We start from the raw sequence: 18,683 nt of genomic DNA on the forward strand, positions 1-18,683 counted from the left end.
GGAATCTCCTCTTTCTGTCGGTTCGGATCAGTGGTCGGTTGTCGCTAATGCGAGAACGGCCAGGCCTTCCAGTAGTTGCGGACTCTGATCCACAGTCCGTACAGCCCACGAGGTTCAAGGACGAGGAACACCACGATCAACGCCCCGAACAACATCGTCTGGAGCTGGAAGACAGACAGGAAACCGCTGCCTGGGCTCGTGGAGATGAAGGGCACGACGTCGGCCAGTTCCGAGACCAGCCGCGGCATGAGCACCACGAATGCCGCTCCCAGGATGGATCCGCTGATCGTGGCGATGCCGCCGATCAGGATGACGGCCAGGAAGTCGATGGACAGGAACAGGTTCCAGTTGGTGGGGGTGACCCGGCCGATCACCAGCACCAGCAGGGCTCCGGCAATACCCGCGTAGAACGACGAGATCGTGAATGCCAGTGTCTTGGTGCGCTGCAGCGACACACCCATCACCGCGGCCGCCACGTCCCGGTCTCGCACAGCGGCGAAGGCCCGGCCGAGTTTGGACCGGGTCAGATTGCGGGCGGCGATCGCCATCACGACGAAGATCGCGAAACAGACGAAGTAGAACACCGCTTCGCGCGAGAGGATGTGGCCGAACACGTGGTAACGCGCGCGTAGATCCAGGCCGAACAGGACCGGCTCCGCGGGTGCCCGGCCGACGCCGGCTCCGCCGGTGATCGAGCGCGCTTCCTTGAAGATGTGCTCGCCGATGAAGACCAGGCCGAGGGTGAGGATCGCCAGGTACAGTCCTCGGACCCGTGCCGCCAGCGGTGCCACCAGCAGCCCGACGGCGGCCGGCACTATCCCGGCCATCGGCAGCCAGATCGCCATGTCGAGGCCGAGACCGACGACGCTGTCGGTTGCCTCCCCTCCGAAGATCGCCGCCGTGTATGCGCCCAGGCCCATGAAGAACGCATGCCCCAGGGACACCTGCCCGGCGTAGCCGGTGATCAGGTTGAGCCCGATGCCACCGATCGCGAAGATGAAGACCGTCGTGAGCAGGCTGGTCAAGTCGCGGCTGAGCACAAACGGCAACATCAGCACGACGGCGACCAGCGCCAGCGTCCACGCGCGCTTCGCCGGGGTGTTCCAGATCGCCTGATCAGCGCCGTAGGACGTGTAGAGCATCGGGCGCCCCCGCAGACCTCCGCGCCGGCCTCCGAGGAAGCTCCCACTGCGGCCCCCGGACGGCCCGCCGCCGGCCGGGCGGCCACGTTCGGGTGCTGTGGTGGTTCCGGTCATACGCGCTCCACCTCTCGGGTGCCGAACAGGCCGTACGGCCGGAACACCAGGACGACGATCATGATCACGTAGGGCACGACGACGTCGAAGTTCGCGCCGAGCCACGGCGCGTATTGGGGCTGGTAGGTACGCGTCAGCGCCTCGGCCACACCGATGAACAACCCCGCGTAGACCGCACCCTTGATGGAGTCCAGCCCACCGACGATGATCACCGGCAGTGCCTTCAGCGCGACCAGCGCCAGGACCGCGTCGAACCCGCCCGCCGCGGTGCCGATGAGCATCCCGGCGAGCGCGGCCAGCGCGGCGGAGATGGCCCAGGCCAGGCCGAACATCCGGCCGACGTTCACGCCCTGGGCAAGGGCGACCTCCTGATCCATCGAGGTGGCCCGCATGGCCAGCCCCAGCCGGGACCTCGCCAGGAACAGCCCGACGGCACCGATGGCCACCATCGAGATGACGATCTTCGCGACGTCGACCTGCGCGACCCCGATGCCGAAGACCGACATCCGTTCCAGGCCCCACGGGTCGCCGACGGTTCGGACCTGGGCACCGATCAGGCGATGGGCGACGACGAACAGCACGATGAACACACCGACGGTGACCATGGCCGCGGCGAACGGCAATTTGCCCACCATGGGCCGTAACGCCACCCGTTCCGTGGCCAGGCCTACGAGCGCCAGCACAGCCATCGCCGCGATGACGGCCAGCGGGAACGGGATCCCCACGCTGGTCGCGAAGACCGACGTCACGTAGGCGCCCAGGATCATCAGGGCGGGCTGCGCGAAGTTGATCACACCAGTAGCGCGGTAGATGATCACGAAGCCGACGGCCAGCAACGCATAGGTGCTGCCGATCCCCAGCCCGCGGATCAACCCCAACGAGATCAGCTCGCTCACGTGTGGACCTCCGTCAGGTCGCCGCCGGGGAACTTCTTGGTGCCGCCGTACATGTCCTCGATCAGGTCCCCGAACCGGTCGTGCAGTGTGGCCCGTTTGACCTTCTGAGTGGCAGTCAGCTCGCCGTCATCGTGATCGAGCTCTTTGGGGAAGGTCCGGAACTGGCGGATATTCTCGACCCGCGCGAAATTCTCGTTGACCTGTTTGACGATGCCTTGGATCAGCTCCAGGACCTCACGCTTCTCGGTGAGGTCGCGATAGGTGGTGTACGGGAGCCGCCGACGCTGCGCCCAGTTGCCGACCGTCTCCAACTCGATGCCGATCAACGCGGTCAGGTAATTTCGCCTATCCCCGATCACGACGGCTTCCTTGATGAACGGGGATGTCTTCAGCGCGTTCTCGATCTCCGACGGTGCGATGTTCTTGCCTCCGGCGGTGATGATCACGTCTTTGATCCGGTCGACGATCTTCAGATGTGACCCGTCCACCCACTCGCCGACGTCCCCGGTGTGCAGCCAGCCGTCGGCGTCCAGCACCTCCGCCGTCTTGTCGGGCTTGTTCCAATAGCCGGCGAAGTTGGCCGGATGCCGGGTGAGCACCTCGCCGGTGGCTTCGTCCAGGCGCAGCTCCGTGCCGGCGTGTGGCTCACCCACCGTGCCGAGCTTCACCCGGTCGCCACGAGTTCCGGTGGCCACGGCCGAGTTCTCCGTCATGCCGTAGGCCTCCCGGATCACCACGCCGATACCGAAGAAGAACTTCAGCACCTCCGGGGCGATCGGGGCAGCACCCGAACCACACGCGCGGACCTTGCGCAGCCCGATCCGGTCGCGCAGAGCCCGGAACAGCAATGGATAACCGAGCGCGTATAGCAGCCGGGTCCGTGCGGTCGGACGCCCCTCGCTTCGGACGAGATCGTCGGCGATCCGTCCCGCCAGCGCCATTCCGGCGCCATAGACAAGCCGCTTGAGACGGGACGCGGTGCTCATCCTGATCTGGATTCCGGCGTGGATCTTCTCCCAGATCCGCGGCACACCGAAGAACAGCGTCGGCTGCACCTCGCGCAGGTTCGCGGCGACGGTGTCGATCGATTCGGCGAAATGGACCGTGGTCCCCGCGGCCGCGTTCACCCAGATAGTGGCCGCCCGCTCCACGACATGGCACAGCGGCAGGTAGGACAACGTCACGTCGCTGGAGTGCGGGGGCGGGTCGTAGAGGCCTGAGCCGGCGCCGAGCGTGTCAGTCGCGAAGGACACGTTGCGTGCGGTGAGCATCGCGCCCTTCGGCGGGCCGGTGGTTCCGGATGTGTAGATGAGGGTGACGACGTCGTCGGGCTCGGCGGCTGCGGCGGCATCGTCGAGCAGCGTGGGATTCGCGGCCAGGTGCTCCCGGCCGCGCTCGATGAAGTCCGGCCAGAACAGCAGCTTCGGGTTCTGGTACTCACGCACCCCGCGCGGCTCGAGGTACACGATCCACTCGAGATCCGGACACTGGTCTTCCACGGCCAGCGCCTTGTCCACTTGCTCCTGGTCCTCGGCGACCAGCACCCTGGCTCCGGAGTCGCGCAGCAGGTAGGCGACCTCGGCCGGCGGGTTGGTCGAGTAGAGGCCGACGCTGATCGCGCGGATCGCCACACACCCGACATCGGTGTAGAGCCACTCGGGACGGTTCTCCGAGTGGATCGCCACCCGGTCCCCCGGCCCGACCCCGAGCGCCGCCAGTCCGTGCGCCACCAGCCCGACGTTCTCCCAGTAGCCACTCCAGGTGATGTCCTGCCAGATACCGAACCGCTTCTCTCGCAGGCAGACCCGGTCCGGATCCTGCTGCGCCCACGCGCGGATCCGTTGCGGGATGGTTCGCCAGGTCTCTACGGTGCTGGCCTGCGTCGTCGTCATGCCGTCTCACCCAGGTAGGCCTTGATGACCGCGGGATCGTTCTGCACAGCCGACGGCGGCCCCAGCGAGATCCACTGTCCGAAGTCGAGAACCAGCACCCGGTCGGCGATGTCCATCACCAGTCCCATGTCGTGCTCCACCATGATCATGGTGATGCCGAGCTCGGTCCGGATATCGAGGATGAACCGGGCCATGTCTTCGGTCTCCTCGACGTTCATCCCGGCCACCGGCTCATCCAGCAGGAGCAGCTGAGGAGCCATGGCCAGCGCCCGCCCGAGTTCGACCCGCTTCTTCAGCCCGTACGGCAGCATCCCCACCAGGCTGCGGCGGATGGCCTCGATCTCGAGGAAGTCGATGATGTCTTCGACCGCGCGCCGGTTCTCGATCTCGGCTCGCTTCGCCCGTCCGGCGTACACGAGCGCGGACAACGTGCCGTAGTTCAGGTGCTGATGCCGGCCCAGCATCAGATTGTCCAGAACGCTCAAGTTGTCGAACAGCTCGATGTTCTGGAACATGCGCGCCACGCCGCGCCGGGCGATGTGATCCGGGCGTTGTCCCAGCAGCTCTTCGCCGCGAAACCGGATCCGGCCCTGCTGCGGGCGATAGACGCCGGACAGGCAGTTGAAGATGGATGTCTTCCCGGCGCCGTTGGGCCCGATGATGGCGAACAGCTCGCCGTCGTCGACGGTGAAACCCACCTGATCGATCGCCGTCATGCCGCCGAAGCGCAGCGTCAGGTCGTCCACCTCGAGGAGCGGAGCGGCAGTCATGACAGCCACCTCTTCCGGCGCTTGTAATGCTTGACATCTCGGAAGGAAACCGCGCCTTCGTCGGCGAGGCCGAGATAGAACTCGCGGATGTCGTCGTCAGCCCGAAGTGCCTCCGCCGACTTGTCCATGACGATCTTGCCGGTCTCCAGAACATAGCCGTGTGAGGCGACGGACAGCGCCATGGCCGCGTTCTGCTCGACCAGCAGGACAGCGGTGCCTTGCTCATTGATCTCGAGGATGAGGTCTTTCATCTGCTGGACGAGCAGCGGCGCCAGCCCGAGGCTGGGTTCGTCGAGCAGGAGGTAGTCCGGCTGGGCCATCAGCGCACGGCCCATCGCGAGCATCTGCTGCTCACCACCCGACAGGTAGCCGGCGACCTGAGTGCGACGCTCGGCCAGGACGGGGAACAGCGTGTACGCACGCTCCAGTCCGGCCCCGATCGTGTCGCGGTCCGCGGTATGGGCGCCGATGCGCAGGTTCTCCTCGACAGTGAACTCGGTGAAGATCCGCCGGCCTTCCATCACCTGCCCGATACCAGCCGCCACCGTCCCCGGGGCGTCGAGATGGTCGATCGGGCGGCCGTCCAGGGTCACGCTGCCTCGCGTGATCGAGCCGCGGTGGATGTCCAGCAGGCCGGTGATCGCCCGCAGAACTGTGGTCTTGCCCGCTCCGTTGGCCCCCAGCAGCGCAACGATCTCGCCCCTGGGCACCTCGAGCGTGACACTCTTCAGTACGAGGATGACGTCCTCGTACACGACGTCCAGGTTTTCGATCGCCAGCACTCAGGCCTCGTTTCGTCGCCCGGCAACCATCACGTGACAACCACTTAACTCACCAGCGGTGATAGGTTCCTACTCGCCAGTAGCTTTGGTGTCAATGGTTATCGGCCAGCTGTGGCCAAGCTGTTCGGAAATGTGTACCCGTTCCGACATCGGCGACGTGTGCGCACCAACGCGCCATTGCGGGCATGGCTCGCTGGGCACACGTAGACCTTGGTGAGATACCGATTTCCGACCGGCCTCCAGCGTGCCATGCCGCACTCGGGCGTGCGCACGTCGGAAGGCGGCGCCTACTTCCAGCGGAAGTGCACGAAGACCCGGCCGAAGTTGTCGGAGTCCTTCTCCACGCGGTGGTAGAGAGCCTTGATCTCCTTCTGCTGCAGGAACCGCAGCACACGTTTCTTCAACTGACCAGACCCCTTGCCGGGGATGATCTCGACGAGTTTGGCCTTCTTCTCCACAGCCTCGTCGATGATGTCGCGTAGCTGGCGGTCGATCTCCCCACCGCGGTTGTAAACGTCGTGCAGATCGAGCTTGAGCTTCACCTGACATATCGTCCCCCGCGCACACGAGCCGCCGCAAGCGGAGCCACCCCCGACTTCGATACCGCCAGATGCCTCTGAATCGGTTCATCCGGCCACCTAGCCAACCTGGCGGTATCGAAGTGGCACGCACCACCCCGCGAATCCGCCCAACTGGTACGGACCTGCTTGCTGAGCAGGCGCTTTCATCCGCCGCCGACACGCTCGCGAAGCACTCCGGAACATCAGTGCACACACGCCTACGCGCAAGATCATCCCCACCGCACGGCCACCCCGCGACAAACCCGGGAAAGACACGATCAAACTGATCAACCAAGATGCTTGACGGGGCCGTGATCTGCGCGTAACACTTGGGTTGCGTAGTACAGAACGGTTGCTTATTAAGCAACCTACCGGTAATAACCTGCGCATATGCCTGGCATCACTCGATGTCACTCTAACTTCAATTCACCCAAACCGGGACATCTCCACGCTGCTCAGAAGGGGGCGACATGACCGATCTACTCGGACACCAGTTCACGGAGACGACGGTTACTGAACCGCCCGTGAAGAGCACACCGACCAGCCCACAGATCCTGCTCTACCCGAGGGTGCGAAAGTCTCCGTACTTCTGGCAGTCCCGCGCCCACGGTGTGGCGATGTACAGCGTGTACAACCACACATATCACCCGCGCCACTACGGCGACCCGGTCGCGGAGTACTGGCATCTGCTCAGCGACGTCACGCTGTGGGACGTCGGCGTGGAACGCCAGCTGGAGATCTCCGGCCCGGACGCCTTCGACTTCACCAACTACCTGGTCCCCCGTGACCTCAACAAATGTGCCGTCGGCCAGTGCAAGTACGTGTTCATCACCGCCCCCGACGGCGGCATCATCAACGACCCCATTCTGCTTCGCGTCGAGGAGAACCGGTTCTGGCTCTCGCTGGCGGACAGCGACGTTCGGCTATGGGCACTCGGTCTCGCCCAGGCCGGCGGCTGGAACGTGCAGATCCAGGAGGTCGACGTCGCGCCGGTCCAGGTGCAGGGGCCCAGGTCCAAAGACGTCATGGTCGACCTGTTCGGGCCGTCCATCCTCGACATGCCCTACTACTACATGCGCAGCTACACCCTCGACGGCATGGATGTGGTCGTCAGCCGCACCGGGTACACCGGCGAGGTCGGCTACGAGATCTACTTGTACAACGCCACCGCCAACGCCGCCCGGCTCTGGCAGGCGGTGTGGCAGGCCGGTCAGGCCCACAACATGCGGGTCATCGGGCCGTGCCACATCCGCCGGATCGAGGGCGGCATGTTGTCCTACGGCTGTGACATCACGCTCGACACCAATCCGATGGAGGTCGGTTACGACTACCGCTGGATGGTCGATCTCGACCAGGAGGCCGACTTCGTCGGCAAGGAGGCTCTCCAGCGGATCCGTGACAACGGCGTGTCCCGGCTGATGGTCGGCCTGGAGATCGACGGCGAGCCGCTCGGTTCGTTCAACGACGGCTCCATGATCGAACCCTTCACCGTGCTCGCGCCGTCGGCCACCCACCGTGAGGTCATCGGCTCGGTGACGAGTGCGTGCTACTCCCCCAGGCTGGAGCGCAACATCGGGCTCACGATGCTCTCGCTCGAGTTCACCTCGCTCGGCACCAACGTCGTCGTAGAGACGCCTACCGGGCTGCGGGCCGGGGTCGTCGTCGAGAAGCCTTTCGTCGATCCGCGCAAGCAGACTCCACGGTCATAGATCCGGCCGGACGCCGACCGTCCCGTGGAGAACGGAGAGTGCGACGATGAAACAGCCCATCCCTGGGACACGTCGCCAGCTGGCCCGGAACCGGCAGGCTTGGCAGGCGTTGCTCGAGAGGCCGCGCTTCGAGATCATCCCGTTGCCCGGTGTCGCCGAGCGGCTGACCTATCTGCCGGCCGGGACCAAGGTCACGGTTACGGCCTCGCCCCGTCATGGCGTGGAAGCCACCGTCGGGCTCGCCGAGTCTCTAGCCAAGAGCGGATTCGACGCGGTTCCACACCTCGCGGCGCGACAGTTCACCGACGAGGAGCTCACCGATGCGCTACATCGGCTACATGCTGCGGGCGTCCGTGATCTGTTCGTCGTCGGCGGCGACAGCCCTCCCCCCGAGGTCCGTCGTTTGGGACCTCTCCATGGTGTGGCGGGCATGCCGAGCGGCGACGCCCCTCCCCAGGAGGTCCGTCGATTGGGACCTCTCCATGGTGTGGCGGGCATCGGCGAGCGAGGAACGAGCGAGTCCGCTGGGCGGGGAGAGGTCCCAATCGACGGACCGCCTCGGGCCGGCGTCTTCCCCGACGGACTCAGTCTGCTCAAGGCCATCGACGCATCGCCATACCGGTTCGACGAGATCGGTGTGCCGTCCTACCCGGAAGGCCATCCGAACATCGACGACGACACCCTGTGGTCCACCCTGGTGGCCAAGCAGGACTACGCCACCTACACGGTGACGCAGATGTGCTTCGACGCCGACCTCGTCCGCCGCTTCGCCATCGATGCCCGTGCACATGGCGTCACGCTGCCGATCATCGCCGGGATACCCGGCGCCGTCGCCGCGGCGAAGCTCCTGCGGGTCAGCTTCCGCATCGGGGTGGGTGACTCGGTCCGGTTCGTCCGCAGGCACCGGGCCGTGGCCCGTCGGCTGCTCAGGCCGCACAGTTATCGCCCCGACGCACTGCTGCGCAAGTTGGTGGCGGCGACGTCCGACGATGCCGCGGTTGCTGACGAAGGCCAGGGCCGGAGGCACCGCCGGCCGGCCACCACCCGATCGCCGCTGGTGGCGGGTCTGCACATCTACACGTTCAACGAGATAGCCCCGACCGTGCGCTGGCTCGAACAGCGCCGCCGGAGCCTCAGCTCAGGAGAGGAGGTGGCCGCCGATGACCATGCCGTCTGACCTCGCGGTCTCCCGTAGTGCCGTGCTTGAACCGCTGGACCACATCGCCGCCGGAATGGGACTCGGCGACCATCTGCTCGAACCGTACGGGCGGGCGACGGCGAAGATCTCGCTCGAGGCGATCGGCGAACTCCACGACCGTCCGCCCGGCCGTTACGTCGTTGTCACCGCGATCACACCGACCCCGCTGGGTGAAGGCAAGACCACCACCACGGTGGGACTGGGGCAGGCATTCGGTGTCCTGAACCAGCGCGGCGTCATCGCCATCCGCCAGCCGTCCATGGGCCCCACGTTCGGCATCAAGGGCGGCGCCGCCGGCGGCGGCTATTCGCAAGTGGTGCCGATGGAGGCGCTGAACCTCCATCTCACCGGCGACATGCACGCGGTCACGGCAGCCCACAACCTGCTGGCCGCCATGGTGGACAACCATCTCTTCCAGGGCAACCGGCTGGGCCTCGATCCGCACTCGGTGACCTGGCGCCGGGTGCTGGACGTCAACGACCGCCACCTGCGGCACGTCGTGACCGGCCTCGGCGGACGCGCCGACGGCACGCCCCGTCAGACCGGCTTCGACATCACCGCGGCCAGCGAGGTCATGGCCGTGCTGGCGCTGTCGGCTTCACTGCAGGACCTGCGCGCGCGCCTGGGCCGGATGGTGGTGGGCTACACCTACGACGGTGAACCCGTCACGGCGGAGGCGATCCGCGCCGCGGGCGCCATGACCGTCATCCTGCGCGAGGCGATCAAGCCCAACCTGATGCAGACCGTGGAAGGCACCCCGGTGCTGGTGCACTGCGGTCCGTTCGGCAACATCGCCCACGGCAACTCGTCGATCATCGCCGACCGGATCGGCATCCGCGGCAGCGACTACCTGATCACCGAGGCCGGTTTCGGCGCCGATATGGGCGCGGAGCGGTTCTTCAACATCAAGTGCCGGACCTCCGGGCTGGTGCCCGACGCCGCCGTGATCGTCGCGACGGTGCGAGCCCTGAAGGCGCATTCCGGCAATTACCGCATCGTGGCCGGCAAACCGCTGCCCGAGGATCTCCTGGACGAGAACCCCAGGGATGTCTTCGAAGGTGCAGCCAACTTGCGCCGCCAGATCGCCAACGTCCGGCTGCACGGCGTCACCCCGGTGGTGGCGGTGAACGCGTTCCCCACCGACCACCCCAGCGAGCGGCAGGTCATCCTGGACGTCGCCGCGGAAGAAGGCGTACGCGCCGCGGTCAGCACTCATTTCTCCGATGGCGGCAAGGGCGCGGTACCGCTCGCCGAAGCAGTGGCGGAAGCCTGTGAGGAACCCTCTGAGTTCCGCCTCCTGTACGCCGACGACCTGCCGCTCACCGGCAAGATCGACACCGTTGCCAGGGGCGTGTACGGCGCCGACGGCATCGACATCGCGCCGGCGGCGCAGCGTCAGCTGGACAGCTACGAGCGCCACGGATACGGCAACCTGCCGGTCTGCATCGCCAAGACCCATCTCTCGTTGTCGGCGGATCCCACGCTCAAAGGCGCCCCGCGCGGCTGGCGGCTGCCGGTACGCGAGGTGCGGGCCTCCGTCGGCGCCGGTTTCATCTACCCGATCTGCGGCGACATGCGCACCATGCCGGCGCTCTCGTCGTCACCGGCGGCGGAACATATCGACATCGACGGCAACGGCAACATCGTCGGGCTGAAATGACGGGCGCGGCGGAAAGGAGGGAGGACGTGGTCATGAACTCGAACACCATGCCAGAACGTGCCGATGTGGTGGTGATCGGCGCCGGAATCGTTGGCAACTCCCTCGTCTACCACCTCGCCGAACGAGGGTGGAGAAGCATCGTCCTGCTCGACAAGGGCCCGCTGCCTGATCCCGGCGGCTCCACCGGGCACGCGTCGAACTTCATCTTCCCGGTCGATCATTCCAAAGAGATCACCGCGCTGACGCTGGACTCGATGAACCAGTACGAGAAGCTCGGCGTCCTCACCACCTGCGGCGGCATCGAAATCGCCCGGACCGAGGAGCGCGAAGAGGAGCTGCGCCGCCGGATGTCCTCGGCCACGGCGTGGGGTATCGATGCCGAACTGATCAGCGCGGCCCGCGCCGTCGAGCTGATGCCGTTCATGAATCGCGACATCATCCGGTCGGCGTTCTGGACGCCGTCCGTCGCGGTCGTGGACCCGCTGCAGGCCGGCGCGCTGATGCGGGAGCAGGCGGCGGCGATGACCGACCTCACGGTCGCGGCGAACACCGAGGTGCTCGACATCGAGACCGACCGCGGCCGGGTCACCAAGGTGGTCACCGACCGCGGCTCGATCGAAGCGGAGACGGTCGTCGTCGCCTGCGGTGTGTGGAGCCCGCGGATCGCGCGGATGGCCGGAGCGACGATCCCGCTCACCCCGGCCGTACATCAGATGCTCGATGCGGGACCGATCCCGGAGCTCGCCGAGACCGGAGTCGAGATCGCCTACCCGATCGTGCGCGACATGGATCCGTTCATGTACGAGCGGCAGAGCGGCGCCGACCTGGAAGTGGGCTCGTACGCGCACCGTCCGATCCTGCACGACCCGGACGACATACCGTCCATTGCCGCTTCCCAGCTCTCCCCCACCCAGCTGCCGTTCACGCACGCGGACTTCGATCCGCAGATGGAGGACGCACTACAGCTGTTCGGCAGCATCCTCGACCGTGACGACGTCGGGGTCCGGCACGCGATCAACGGTTTGCTATCGCTCACCGCCGACGGCGCTCCGCTCCTCGGGGAGACCCCCGAGGTCAAGGGGTTGTGGTCGGCCGCTGCCGTGTGGATCAAGGAAGGGCCGGGCGTCGGCCGCGCGCTGGCCGACTGGATGACCGACGGCGCAACCGAGATCGACCTGCACGGCGCCGACATCGCCCGCTTCTACCCGCACCAGCGCACGCAGGCGCATGTCCGCGCCCGCGCCTCGGAAGGGTTCAACAAGACCTACGGCATCATCCACCCGCGTGAGCAGTGGGCGTCGTCGCGCCAGCAGCGACTCTCCCCGTTCTACCAGCGCGAGCAGGAGCTCGGCGCGGAGTTCTTCGAGGTCGGCGGCTGGGAACGGCCGCAGTGGTACGAGTCCAACGCCGCCCTCGTGGACGAGTTCGGTGTGTCCGACCGGCCGCACGAGTGGGACCGCCGCTGGTGGTCGCCGATCATCAACGCCGAACACCTCGCCATGCGCGAGCGCGCGGCCATGATCGATCTGACCGCGTTCGCGCAGTTCGAGGTGGTCGGCCCCGGGGCCATGGCGTATGTGCAACGGATGATCGTCGGCCAGGCCGATCGTCCCGTCGGACGGCTGATCTATACGCCGGTCCTGGGCCCGGACGGCGGCTTCCGCAGCGACCTCACCGTCGTGCGGCTGGACGAGGACCGCTACCGCGTCATCACCGGTGGCGCGGACGGTGCCCGCGACCGGGCCTGGTTCGCCGCCCACCTGCCCGACGACGGCTCGGTCAGCCTGGTGGATCTGACGTCGGCGCTGTGCACGCTCGGGTTGTGGGGACCCCGGGCGCGCGCCGTTCTCGAAGCGATCACCGATGACGATGTCAGCAACGAAGCCTTTCCGTTCGCCACCGCCCGGCACATTCACATCGGCACCGTCCCGGTGCTCGCACTACGGGTCTCCTACGTCGGCGAACTCGGCTGGGAGTTGCACGCTCCGTTCGAGCAAGGCCGGCAGTTGTGGGACGCGGTGGCCGAGGCGGGGCGCCCGCAGGGCATCGTCCCAGCCGGGATCGGCGTCTACGGCACCACCGGGCGCATCGAGAAGGGCTACCGGCTGATGGGCGCCGAACTGGAGTCCGAGTACACCCCGGTGGAGGCCGGGCTGGCCGCACGCCGGGTGAAGGAAGCGGACTTCATCGGCAAAGCCGCCTATGTCGCAGCTCGCGAACGTCCGCTAGCTGCCACCATGTGCACGCTGACCGTCGACGACCACCATGACTCGTCAGGGCAGCTGCGCTACCCGCAGGGCGGCGAGCCGATCCTGACTCTGGCCGGCGAGCGCATCGTGGACCGGCTCGGACGGCCGTCGTACGTGACCACCGCTGGTGCCGGGCCGTCTGTCGGCTCCTACCTCCTGATGGCGTATCTCCCGGTGGAGCACGCCGTCGAAGGGGCGTCGCTGCAGGTCCAGTACATGGGTGAGCGATACCCGGTGACGGTGGCCCGAACCGGGCGCACACCACTGTTCGATCCGGACGACTCCCGCATGAAGGCTTAGGGCGGAGGTGCGTGATGCAGATCCTGGTCTGTGTGAAACGAGTGCCGGCCTCCGGCGGCGCACCCCAGTTGTCCGCTGACGGGCGCGACGTCGACACCCGCCATCTCGCGTTCACGGTCAGCCCACACGAGGAGTGCGCCATCGAGGAGGCGGTCAGTCTCGTCGCCGACCTGGGCGGCAGTGTCACCGTGCTCACGGCGGGTCCGGCCGAAGCCGACGAACAGCTGCGGTATGCGATCTCGATGGGCGCCGACCACGGGGTGCTCGTCGACACCGGTCCGGACGAGATAGATCCGCAGGCCACCGCCGCGGCCATCACTGAGGCGACCCGCGCGCTGGAGGCCGAGGCCGGTCCCTTCGATCTGATCCTGTTCGGCAACGAGTCACCGGATGCGGGGAACTACCAGGTGGGTGTCCGGGTTGCCTGCGCGCTGAATCGGCCGATGGTCACCGGTGTCAAGGGCATCGAGCTGGATCTCGAGGCCGGGCGGGCGGCGTTGCGGCGCCATGTGCCCACCGGTGTCGAGGTGTACGACGCGCCGTTGCCGGCCGCGGTCGCGGTCAAGGAAGGGCTCAACCTGCCGCGGTACCCGAGCATGCGCGGCCGTCTACGGGCGCGCAAGGCCGAGTTCGCGGTGCTCGAAGCCGCACCCGAGCCAGGTGGGCTGCGCAAGATCCGGCTCCGGCTGCCGGAGGAGAAACGGTCGGAGACCGTGCTGCTCGGGCAGGGCGCGGCTGCCGCTCCGGCCGTCGTCGACCTCCTCGAAGAACTCGAAATCGTCTGAGTCCCCCTGTTGATCATGGGCACATGGCACCTATTCGAGGCCCAAAAGGTCTCATCTGCCCATGATCAACACGAAGGTGTAGGTGAGGATTATGGTGCTGGCGCTAGTCGAGATCGGCGAAGCGGGGGTGCAGGCGTCGTCGTTGGAGGCGCTGACGCTCGCCCGTGACGTCGCTGGCTCGTTGGGTGTGCCGGTCGAGGCTGTGGTTGTGACCAGCGACGACGGGACGGACGACGACGCCGGCACGCGAGGCGACATGAGCACCGTTGATGCCGAGCTGCGGGCATACGGCGTCCAGCGATACCACCGGATGACGCATCCGCTGCTCGTGGACTACTCCCCCGAATGCTGGGGCGAGGCGGTAGCCCAGCTGATCCGGCAACTGGCGCCGCCTGCGGTGATCGCACCCGGATCCGACCGCGGCAACGAGATCATGGCACAGGCCGCCGCCCGCGCCGACCTGCCGTTGGCGGCCAACTGCACCACCGTCGACGCCGGTGCCGACGGAAGTGGCTGGCAGCTGACTCGCCTTCGCAGCGGGGGCATGTTGCTCGAAGACGCCCAGATCACCGCGCCGACCCGGCTAGTCACCGTCGCAACCGGCGCCGTAGAGCCCGCGCCCGGCCCGGCACCGGCAGCAGCGGACTCCGTCACGTTCACACCCGATTTCGGCGAAAGTTTCGTCCACAGCCGCCTCACCGAACGTGCTCAGCGCTCCGCCGGCGTGACCCTGGCCGGTGCCAGGGTGGTCGTCTCCGGTGGCCGCGGAGTCGGCAGCGCCGACGGGTTCGCGCCGCTGGAGGAACTGGCGAAGCTGACCGGCGGTGCGGTCGGCTGTTCCCGCGTGGCCACCAACAACGGCTGGCGGCCACACACCGACCAGGTCGGGCAGACCGGCACCAAGGTCAACCCCGATCTCTACATCGCGTGCGGGATCAGCGGAGCCACCCAGCACTGGGTCGGATGTATGGGGGCGAAGGCGATCCTGGCGATCAACACCGATCCGGAGGCGCCGCTGGTCACCAGAGCCACCTACGCGGTGATCGGCGACGTCGGCGAGGTGCTGCCGGCCGTGGTCGACGAGATCCGGCGGCGCGCGGCGACGGCCTAGGCTGTGTCCAGGGGCGGAATCACAGTTTCACCACGTCGACCCCGGGGCCCGTCACAACAGGACCCGGATCGGTAGACTAGTGCTGTGTGGAGTCAACCAGAGACGGCCGGCCGACCGGTCATGTGCAATCCGTCGAACGAGCGATCGCCATTCTGGAGTATTTGGCCCGCACCGACTGGGCCGGCGTCACTGACGTCGGACATGCGTTAGGCGTACACAAGTCAACGGCCTTTCGCCTACTCAGCACCCTGGAGAGTCGCGGACTCGTAGAACAACACTTGCAGAGTGGCAAATACCGCCTGGGCTTCGGGCTGGTGCATCTCGCCCACGCGGTCACCGTCGGGCCCGACGTCACCCGCCAGGCGCAGCCAGGCTGCGAATGGCTGGCCCGGCACAGTGAGGAAACCGTCACGCTGTCGGTCCTCGAAGGCTACGAATCAGTCACCATCGACCAGATCCTGTCCACATCCACCGTGGCCAGCCGGACGTGGCTGGGCAGGCGCACCCCGTTGCACTGCACGTCTCCGGGGAAAGTGCTGCTAGCCCACCTCACCGACGCCGAACGCAACTCCATCATCTTCGGCCAGCACGACCGCTACACCGAATACACCATTGTCGATCCGGACATCCTCGCGGCTGAGATCGACGAAGTCCGAACCAACGGCTACGCCACCACCAGCGAGGAGTTCGAGGAGGGACTCAGCGCGGCCGCCGCACCGGTGTACGCCGCCGACGGTTCGGTGGTCGCCGCTATCGGGCTGTCCGGTCCTTCGTATCGCCTCGAGGGCGATCAGTTGCTCGCCGCGGCGACGCTGGTGCGCGAGGCATCCGAGATGGCGTCCGCGGGATTCGGGCACGTCGCCGACGAATCCGAGGACACAACCGAAGCCAGCGCCTGATCGCTGACCCCATCACGTCCGTGATCGTGAGCGGTTTCCCGCACCCACAGCCGGTGATCGTGAGCAGTGATCTGTCGTTATAGCCGCAGAATTCCGCTCTTGATCACAGATCGCGATGCACGGAGTTGCTCACGATCACGCCACGGGTCGGGTCATGTCGCGCAACACGCTCCTCAAACACGAGGATCGCATCGGTATACTTTGCGATTCGCGTGAGCAAGAGAGGGAACGAGTATCAGCGACAACGAACACCAGGCCGGCGCCTCGTTCCGAGACGGCGTTTCCGCCGATCCCGTCGCAGAAGAGCAGGCGTACGTGTCGATGCTCTACGACCGGCTGGACCTGCTCCGCACCCGCACCACCAAACGCCTGGCCGAGTTGTACAAGCAGCGCGGTTTCAATCACCAGGCGGTATGGGAACGTGAAGCGTTCGTAGACCGCGAAGTGGAACGGCTCGAACGGCTGCTCTCGGTGGATCGCGGGCTGTGTTTCGGCCGCCTGGATACTCGCGATCACACGGTCTCCCACATCGGCCGCATCGCCATCGCCGACGACGAGTACAACCCGCTGCTGATCGACTGGCGGGCGCCCGCGGCCGAGCCGTTCTACCGCGCCACCGCTGCCAATCCCGGTGACCTCGCTCGTCGCCGGCACATCCAGGTACGTCACCGCAGGGTGGTCGGCGTCGACGACGAAGTGTTCTCCCCCGCGGACTCCCCGGCTGGCTCCGCCGCGGCCCTACACGGCGAGGCCGCGCTGCTGGCGTCATTGTCCGAGCACCGGACCGGCAGGATGTCGGACATCGTCGCCACGATCCAGGCCGAGCAGGACCGCATCATCCGCTCGCCGCTCGGCGGCGTGCTCGTCGTCCAGGGCGGACCCGGGACCGGCAAGACCGTTGCGGCGCTCCACCGTGCCGCGTACCTGCTTTACACCTATCGCGACCGGCTTGAGCGCAGCGGAGTCCTGGTACTGGGCCCCAACCGCACCTTCATGCGGTACATCGAGCAGGTGCTGCCGTCGCTCGGTGAAACCGGGGTCACACTCACCACGGTCGCCCGGATGCTGCCCGAGGTGGATCCGAGCCGGCCCGAGAGCCGCGAGGCCGCCGTCGTCAAAGGTGATCTGCGCATGGCTCCGGTGATCGCCGCGGCGGTCCGGCATCATCAGCGCATTCCTCGCACCGCCATCCCGCTTCACGTCGAGGGCGCCGATCTCACGCTAGAGCCGGCCGACGTCCGCGCGGCGCGGGCCAGGGCCCGCCGTTCCCGCCGGCCGCACAACGAGGCCCGTCCCGTCTTCACCCGCGAGATCCTGACCGTGCTCGCCCGGCAATACCTGGAGCGCTCTGGCCAGGTCGCCGATGACGACGACGTCGCCGACGCCCGCGCCGACCTGCGTGACGAACCCGACGTCCGTGCCGTCTTGGAAGAACTGTGGCCGGTCCTGTCCGCACCCCAGCTGCTGGCCGAGCTGTTCAGCTCTCCCAAGCTGCTCGCCACCACCGCCCGTGCACTCGACCCGGAGGAGCGGGCAGCGCTACAGCACCAGCGCTATGCCAGCGAAGAGCATCCGTGGACCGAGGCCGATGTGCCGTTGCTCGATGAGGCCGCCGAACTGCTCGGCGAACCGCCGGATGAGGCAGCGCTTGCCCAGGCGCGGCGCGAGGCCGAGGAACGACGGGCCGAGGCCGAGTTCGCGCGCGACCTGCTGACCGGGCTCGACCTCGGCTTCCCGGTCGACGCGGGCCAGGTCGCCGAACGCTACCGCGGCACCAAGACCACGTCGTCGGTCGGCGACCGGGCAGCCGCGGACCGGACGTGGACCTACGGACATGTGATCGTCGACGAGGCGCAGGAGCTCTCCCCCATGGCATGGCGGATGGTGGTGCGCCGGGTGCCGAGCAAGTCGATGACGATCGTCGGCGACATTGCCCAAACCACCGCGGCAGCCGGAGCCCGGTCCTGGGCCGCCGTTCTCGACCCGCACGTCGAGGGGCGGTGGCGGCAGGAGACGCTGAGCGTCAACTATCGAACTCCGGCTGAGGTCATGGACGTCGCCGCCAGGGTCCTCTCCACGATCGACGCTGAGCTGGAGCCGCCTCGTTCGGTGCGCACGACCGGAGTGCGCCCCTGGGCACTGCAGGTGCCTTCGGAGAAGCTGGTCGGCGAAACGGCCACCGTGGTCTCCGGTGAGATCGATGCCGACGAGCAAGGCCGCCTCGCCGTCATCGCACCCGCAGAGCTGGCCGCCGACATTTATGCGGCGCTGACCGAGACCCTGGGCAGCGCTCCCGTAGCCGGTGTTTCAGGGGCGGCGGCTGAGTCCGGGGATCCAGCCCCGAAGGTCGCACTCGGCACCGACGATCCCGCCGCGCTCGATGCCCGCGCCGTGGTGCTCACCGTCCAGCAAGCCAAAGGGCTGGAGTTCGACTCCGTCGTCATCGTCGAACCGGCGAGCATCGTGGCGGATTCCGCCCGCGGTCCTACCGACCTCTACGTCGCGCTCACCCGGCCTACCCAGCGGCTCGGACTGATCCACACCGGTGCGCTTCCCGAGTCGTTGGACGGCGTCGGCGCACCCGGCTTCCAGCCCCGTCACCGCTAGGCGGGCTGG

14 protein-coding genes are annotated in these 18,683 nt (G+C 67.1%); 8 read left to right on the plus strand and 6 right to left on the minus strand.

The window, feature by feature from the left end; genetic code table 11:
• Positions 1-44: 44 nt before the first annotated feature.
• The 6 genes from F7O44_RS04205 to F7O44_RS04230 form a co-directional block, all read right to left on the minus strand.
• Positions 45-1,256: a branched-chain amino acid ABC transporter permease gene (locus F7O44_RS04205; protein WP_162448881.1), complete on the minus strand. Its 1,212-nt coding sequence runs from the start codon at positions 1,254-1,256 to the stop codon at positions 45-47.
• Entirely contained in the window at positions 1,253-2,152 is a 900-nt protein-coding gene (locus F7O44_RS04210) for an ABC transporter permease subunit (RefSeq protein WP_162448882.1), read from the minus strand. Before F7O44_RS04210 ends, F7O44_RS04205 begins: the two co-directional genes overlap by 4 nt.
• Positions 2,149-4,044, minus strand: a complete 1,896-nt coding sequence (locus F7O44_RS04215) for an AMP-dependent synthetase/ligase (RefSeq protein WP_162448883.1) — start codon at positions 4,042-4,044, stop codon at positions 2,149-2,151. The genes F7O44_RS04210 and F7O44_RS04215 overlap by 4 nt, the downstream gene beginning before the upstream one ends.
• A complete protein-coding gene (locus tag F7O44_RS04220; RefSeq protein ID WP_162448884.1) occupies positions 4,041-4,814 on the minus strand; it encodes an ABC transporter ATP-binding protein in 774 nt (257 codons plus the stop codon). The genes F7O44_RS04215 and F7O44_RS04220 overlap by 4 nt, the downstream gene beginning before the upstream one ends.
• On the minus strand, positions 4,811-5,596 hold the full coding sequence (locus F7O44_RS04225; RefSeq protein WP_162448885.1) for an ATP-binding cassette domain-containing protein: 786 nt from the start codon (positions 5,594-5,596) through the stop codon (positions 4,811-4,813). Before F7O44_RS04225 ends, F7O44_RS04220 begins: the two co-directional genes overlap by 4 nt.
• Positions 5,597-5,883: 287 nt before the next feature.
• Positions 5,884-6,138: a Smr/MutS family protein gene (locus tag F7O44_RS04230; RefSeq protein ID WP_162448886.1), complete on the minus strand. Its 255-nt coding sequence runs from the start codon at positions 6,136-6,138 to the stop codon at positions 5,884-5,886.
• A 488-nt stretch (positions 6,139-6,626) separates the two neighbouring features.
• Between F7O44_RS04230 and F7O44_RS04235 the strand changes: the two genes are divergently transcribed.
• The 8 genes from F7O44_RS04235 (at position 6,627) to F7O44_RS04275 (ending at position 18,674) form a co-directional block, all read left to right on the plus strand.
• Positions 6,627-7,865, plus strand: coding sequence for a glycine cleavage T C-terminal barrel domain-containing protein (locus tag F7O44_RS04235; RefSeq protein WP_162448887.1), 1,239 nt, complete (start codon positions 6,627-6,629; stop codon positions 7,863-7,865).
• A 46-nt stretch (positions 7,866-7,911) separates the two neighbouring features.
• Positions 7,912-9,042, plus strand: a complete 1,131-nt coding sequence (locus F7O44_RS04245) for a methylenetetrahydrofolate reductase (RefSeq protein ID WP_222851037.1) — start codon at positions 7,912-7,914, stop codon at positions 9,040-9,042.
• Complete coding sequence (locus F7O44_RS04250; RefSeq protein WP_174255873.1) at positions 9,026-10,723, plus strand: formate--tetrahydrofolate ligase; 1,698 nt, start codon at positions 9,026-9,028, stop codon at positions 10,721-10,723. Before F7O44_RS04245 ends, F7O44_RS04250 begins: the two co-directional genes overlap by 17 nt.
• 32 nt (positions 10,724-10,755) lie before the next feature.
• A complete protein-coding gene (locus tag F7O44_RS04255; protein WP_162448888.1) occupies positions 10,756-13,272 on the plus strand; it encodes a GcvT family protein in 2,517 nt (838 codons plus the stop codon).
• Between the two features lie 32 nt (positions 13,273-13,304).
• The gene (locus F7O44_RS04260; RefSeq protein ID WP_222851038.1) at positions 13,305-14,057 is read left to right on the plus strand and encodes an electron transfer flavoprotein subunit beta/FixA family protein; all 753 of its coding nucleotides are present in this window, start codon (positions 13,305-13,307) and stop codon (positions 14,055-14,057) included.
• Between the two features lie 91 nt (positions 14,058-14,148).
• On the plus strand, positions 14,149-15,168 hold the full coding sequence (locus F7O44_RS04265) for an electron transfer flavoprotein subunit alpha/FixB family protein (RefSeq protein ID WP_162448890.1): 1,020 nt from the start codon (positions 14,149-14,151) through the stop codon (positions 15,166-15,168).
• 86 nt (positions 15,169-15,254) lie between these two features.
• Positions 15,255-16,067 carry an IclR family transcriptional regulator domain-containing protein gene (locus F7O44_RS04270; RefSeq protein WP_162448891.1) on the plus strand — a complete coding sequence of 271 codons (813 nt, stop codon included), beginning with the start codon at positions 15,255-15,257 and terminating at the stop codon, positions 16,065-16,067.
• 321 nt (positions 16,068-16,388) lie between these two features.
• Positions 16,389-18,674, plus strand: coding sequence for a HelD family protein (locus tag F7O44_RS04275; RefSeq protein ID WP_162449333.1), 2,286 nt, complete (start codon positions 16,389-16,391; stop codon positions 18,672-18,674).
• The last annotated feature ends 9 nt before the right edge of the window (positions 18,675-18,683 follow it).

This window comes from Phytoactinopolyspora mesophila, from assembly GCF_010122465.1.
Classification (GTDB): Bacteria; Actinomycetota; Actinomycetes; order Jiangellales; family Jiangellaceae; genus Phytoactinopolyspora; species Phytoactinopolyspora mesophila.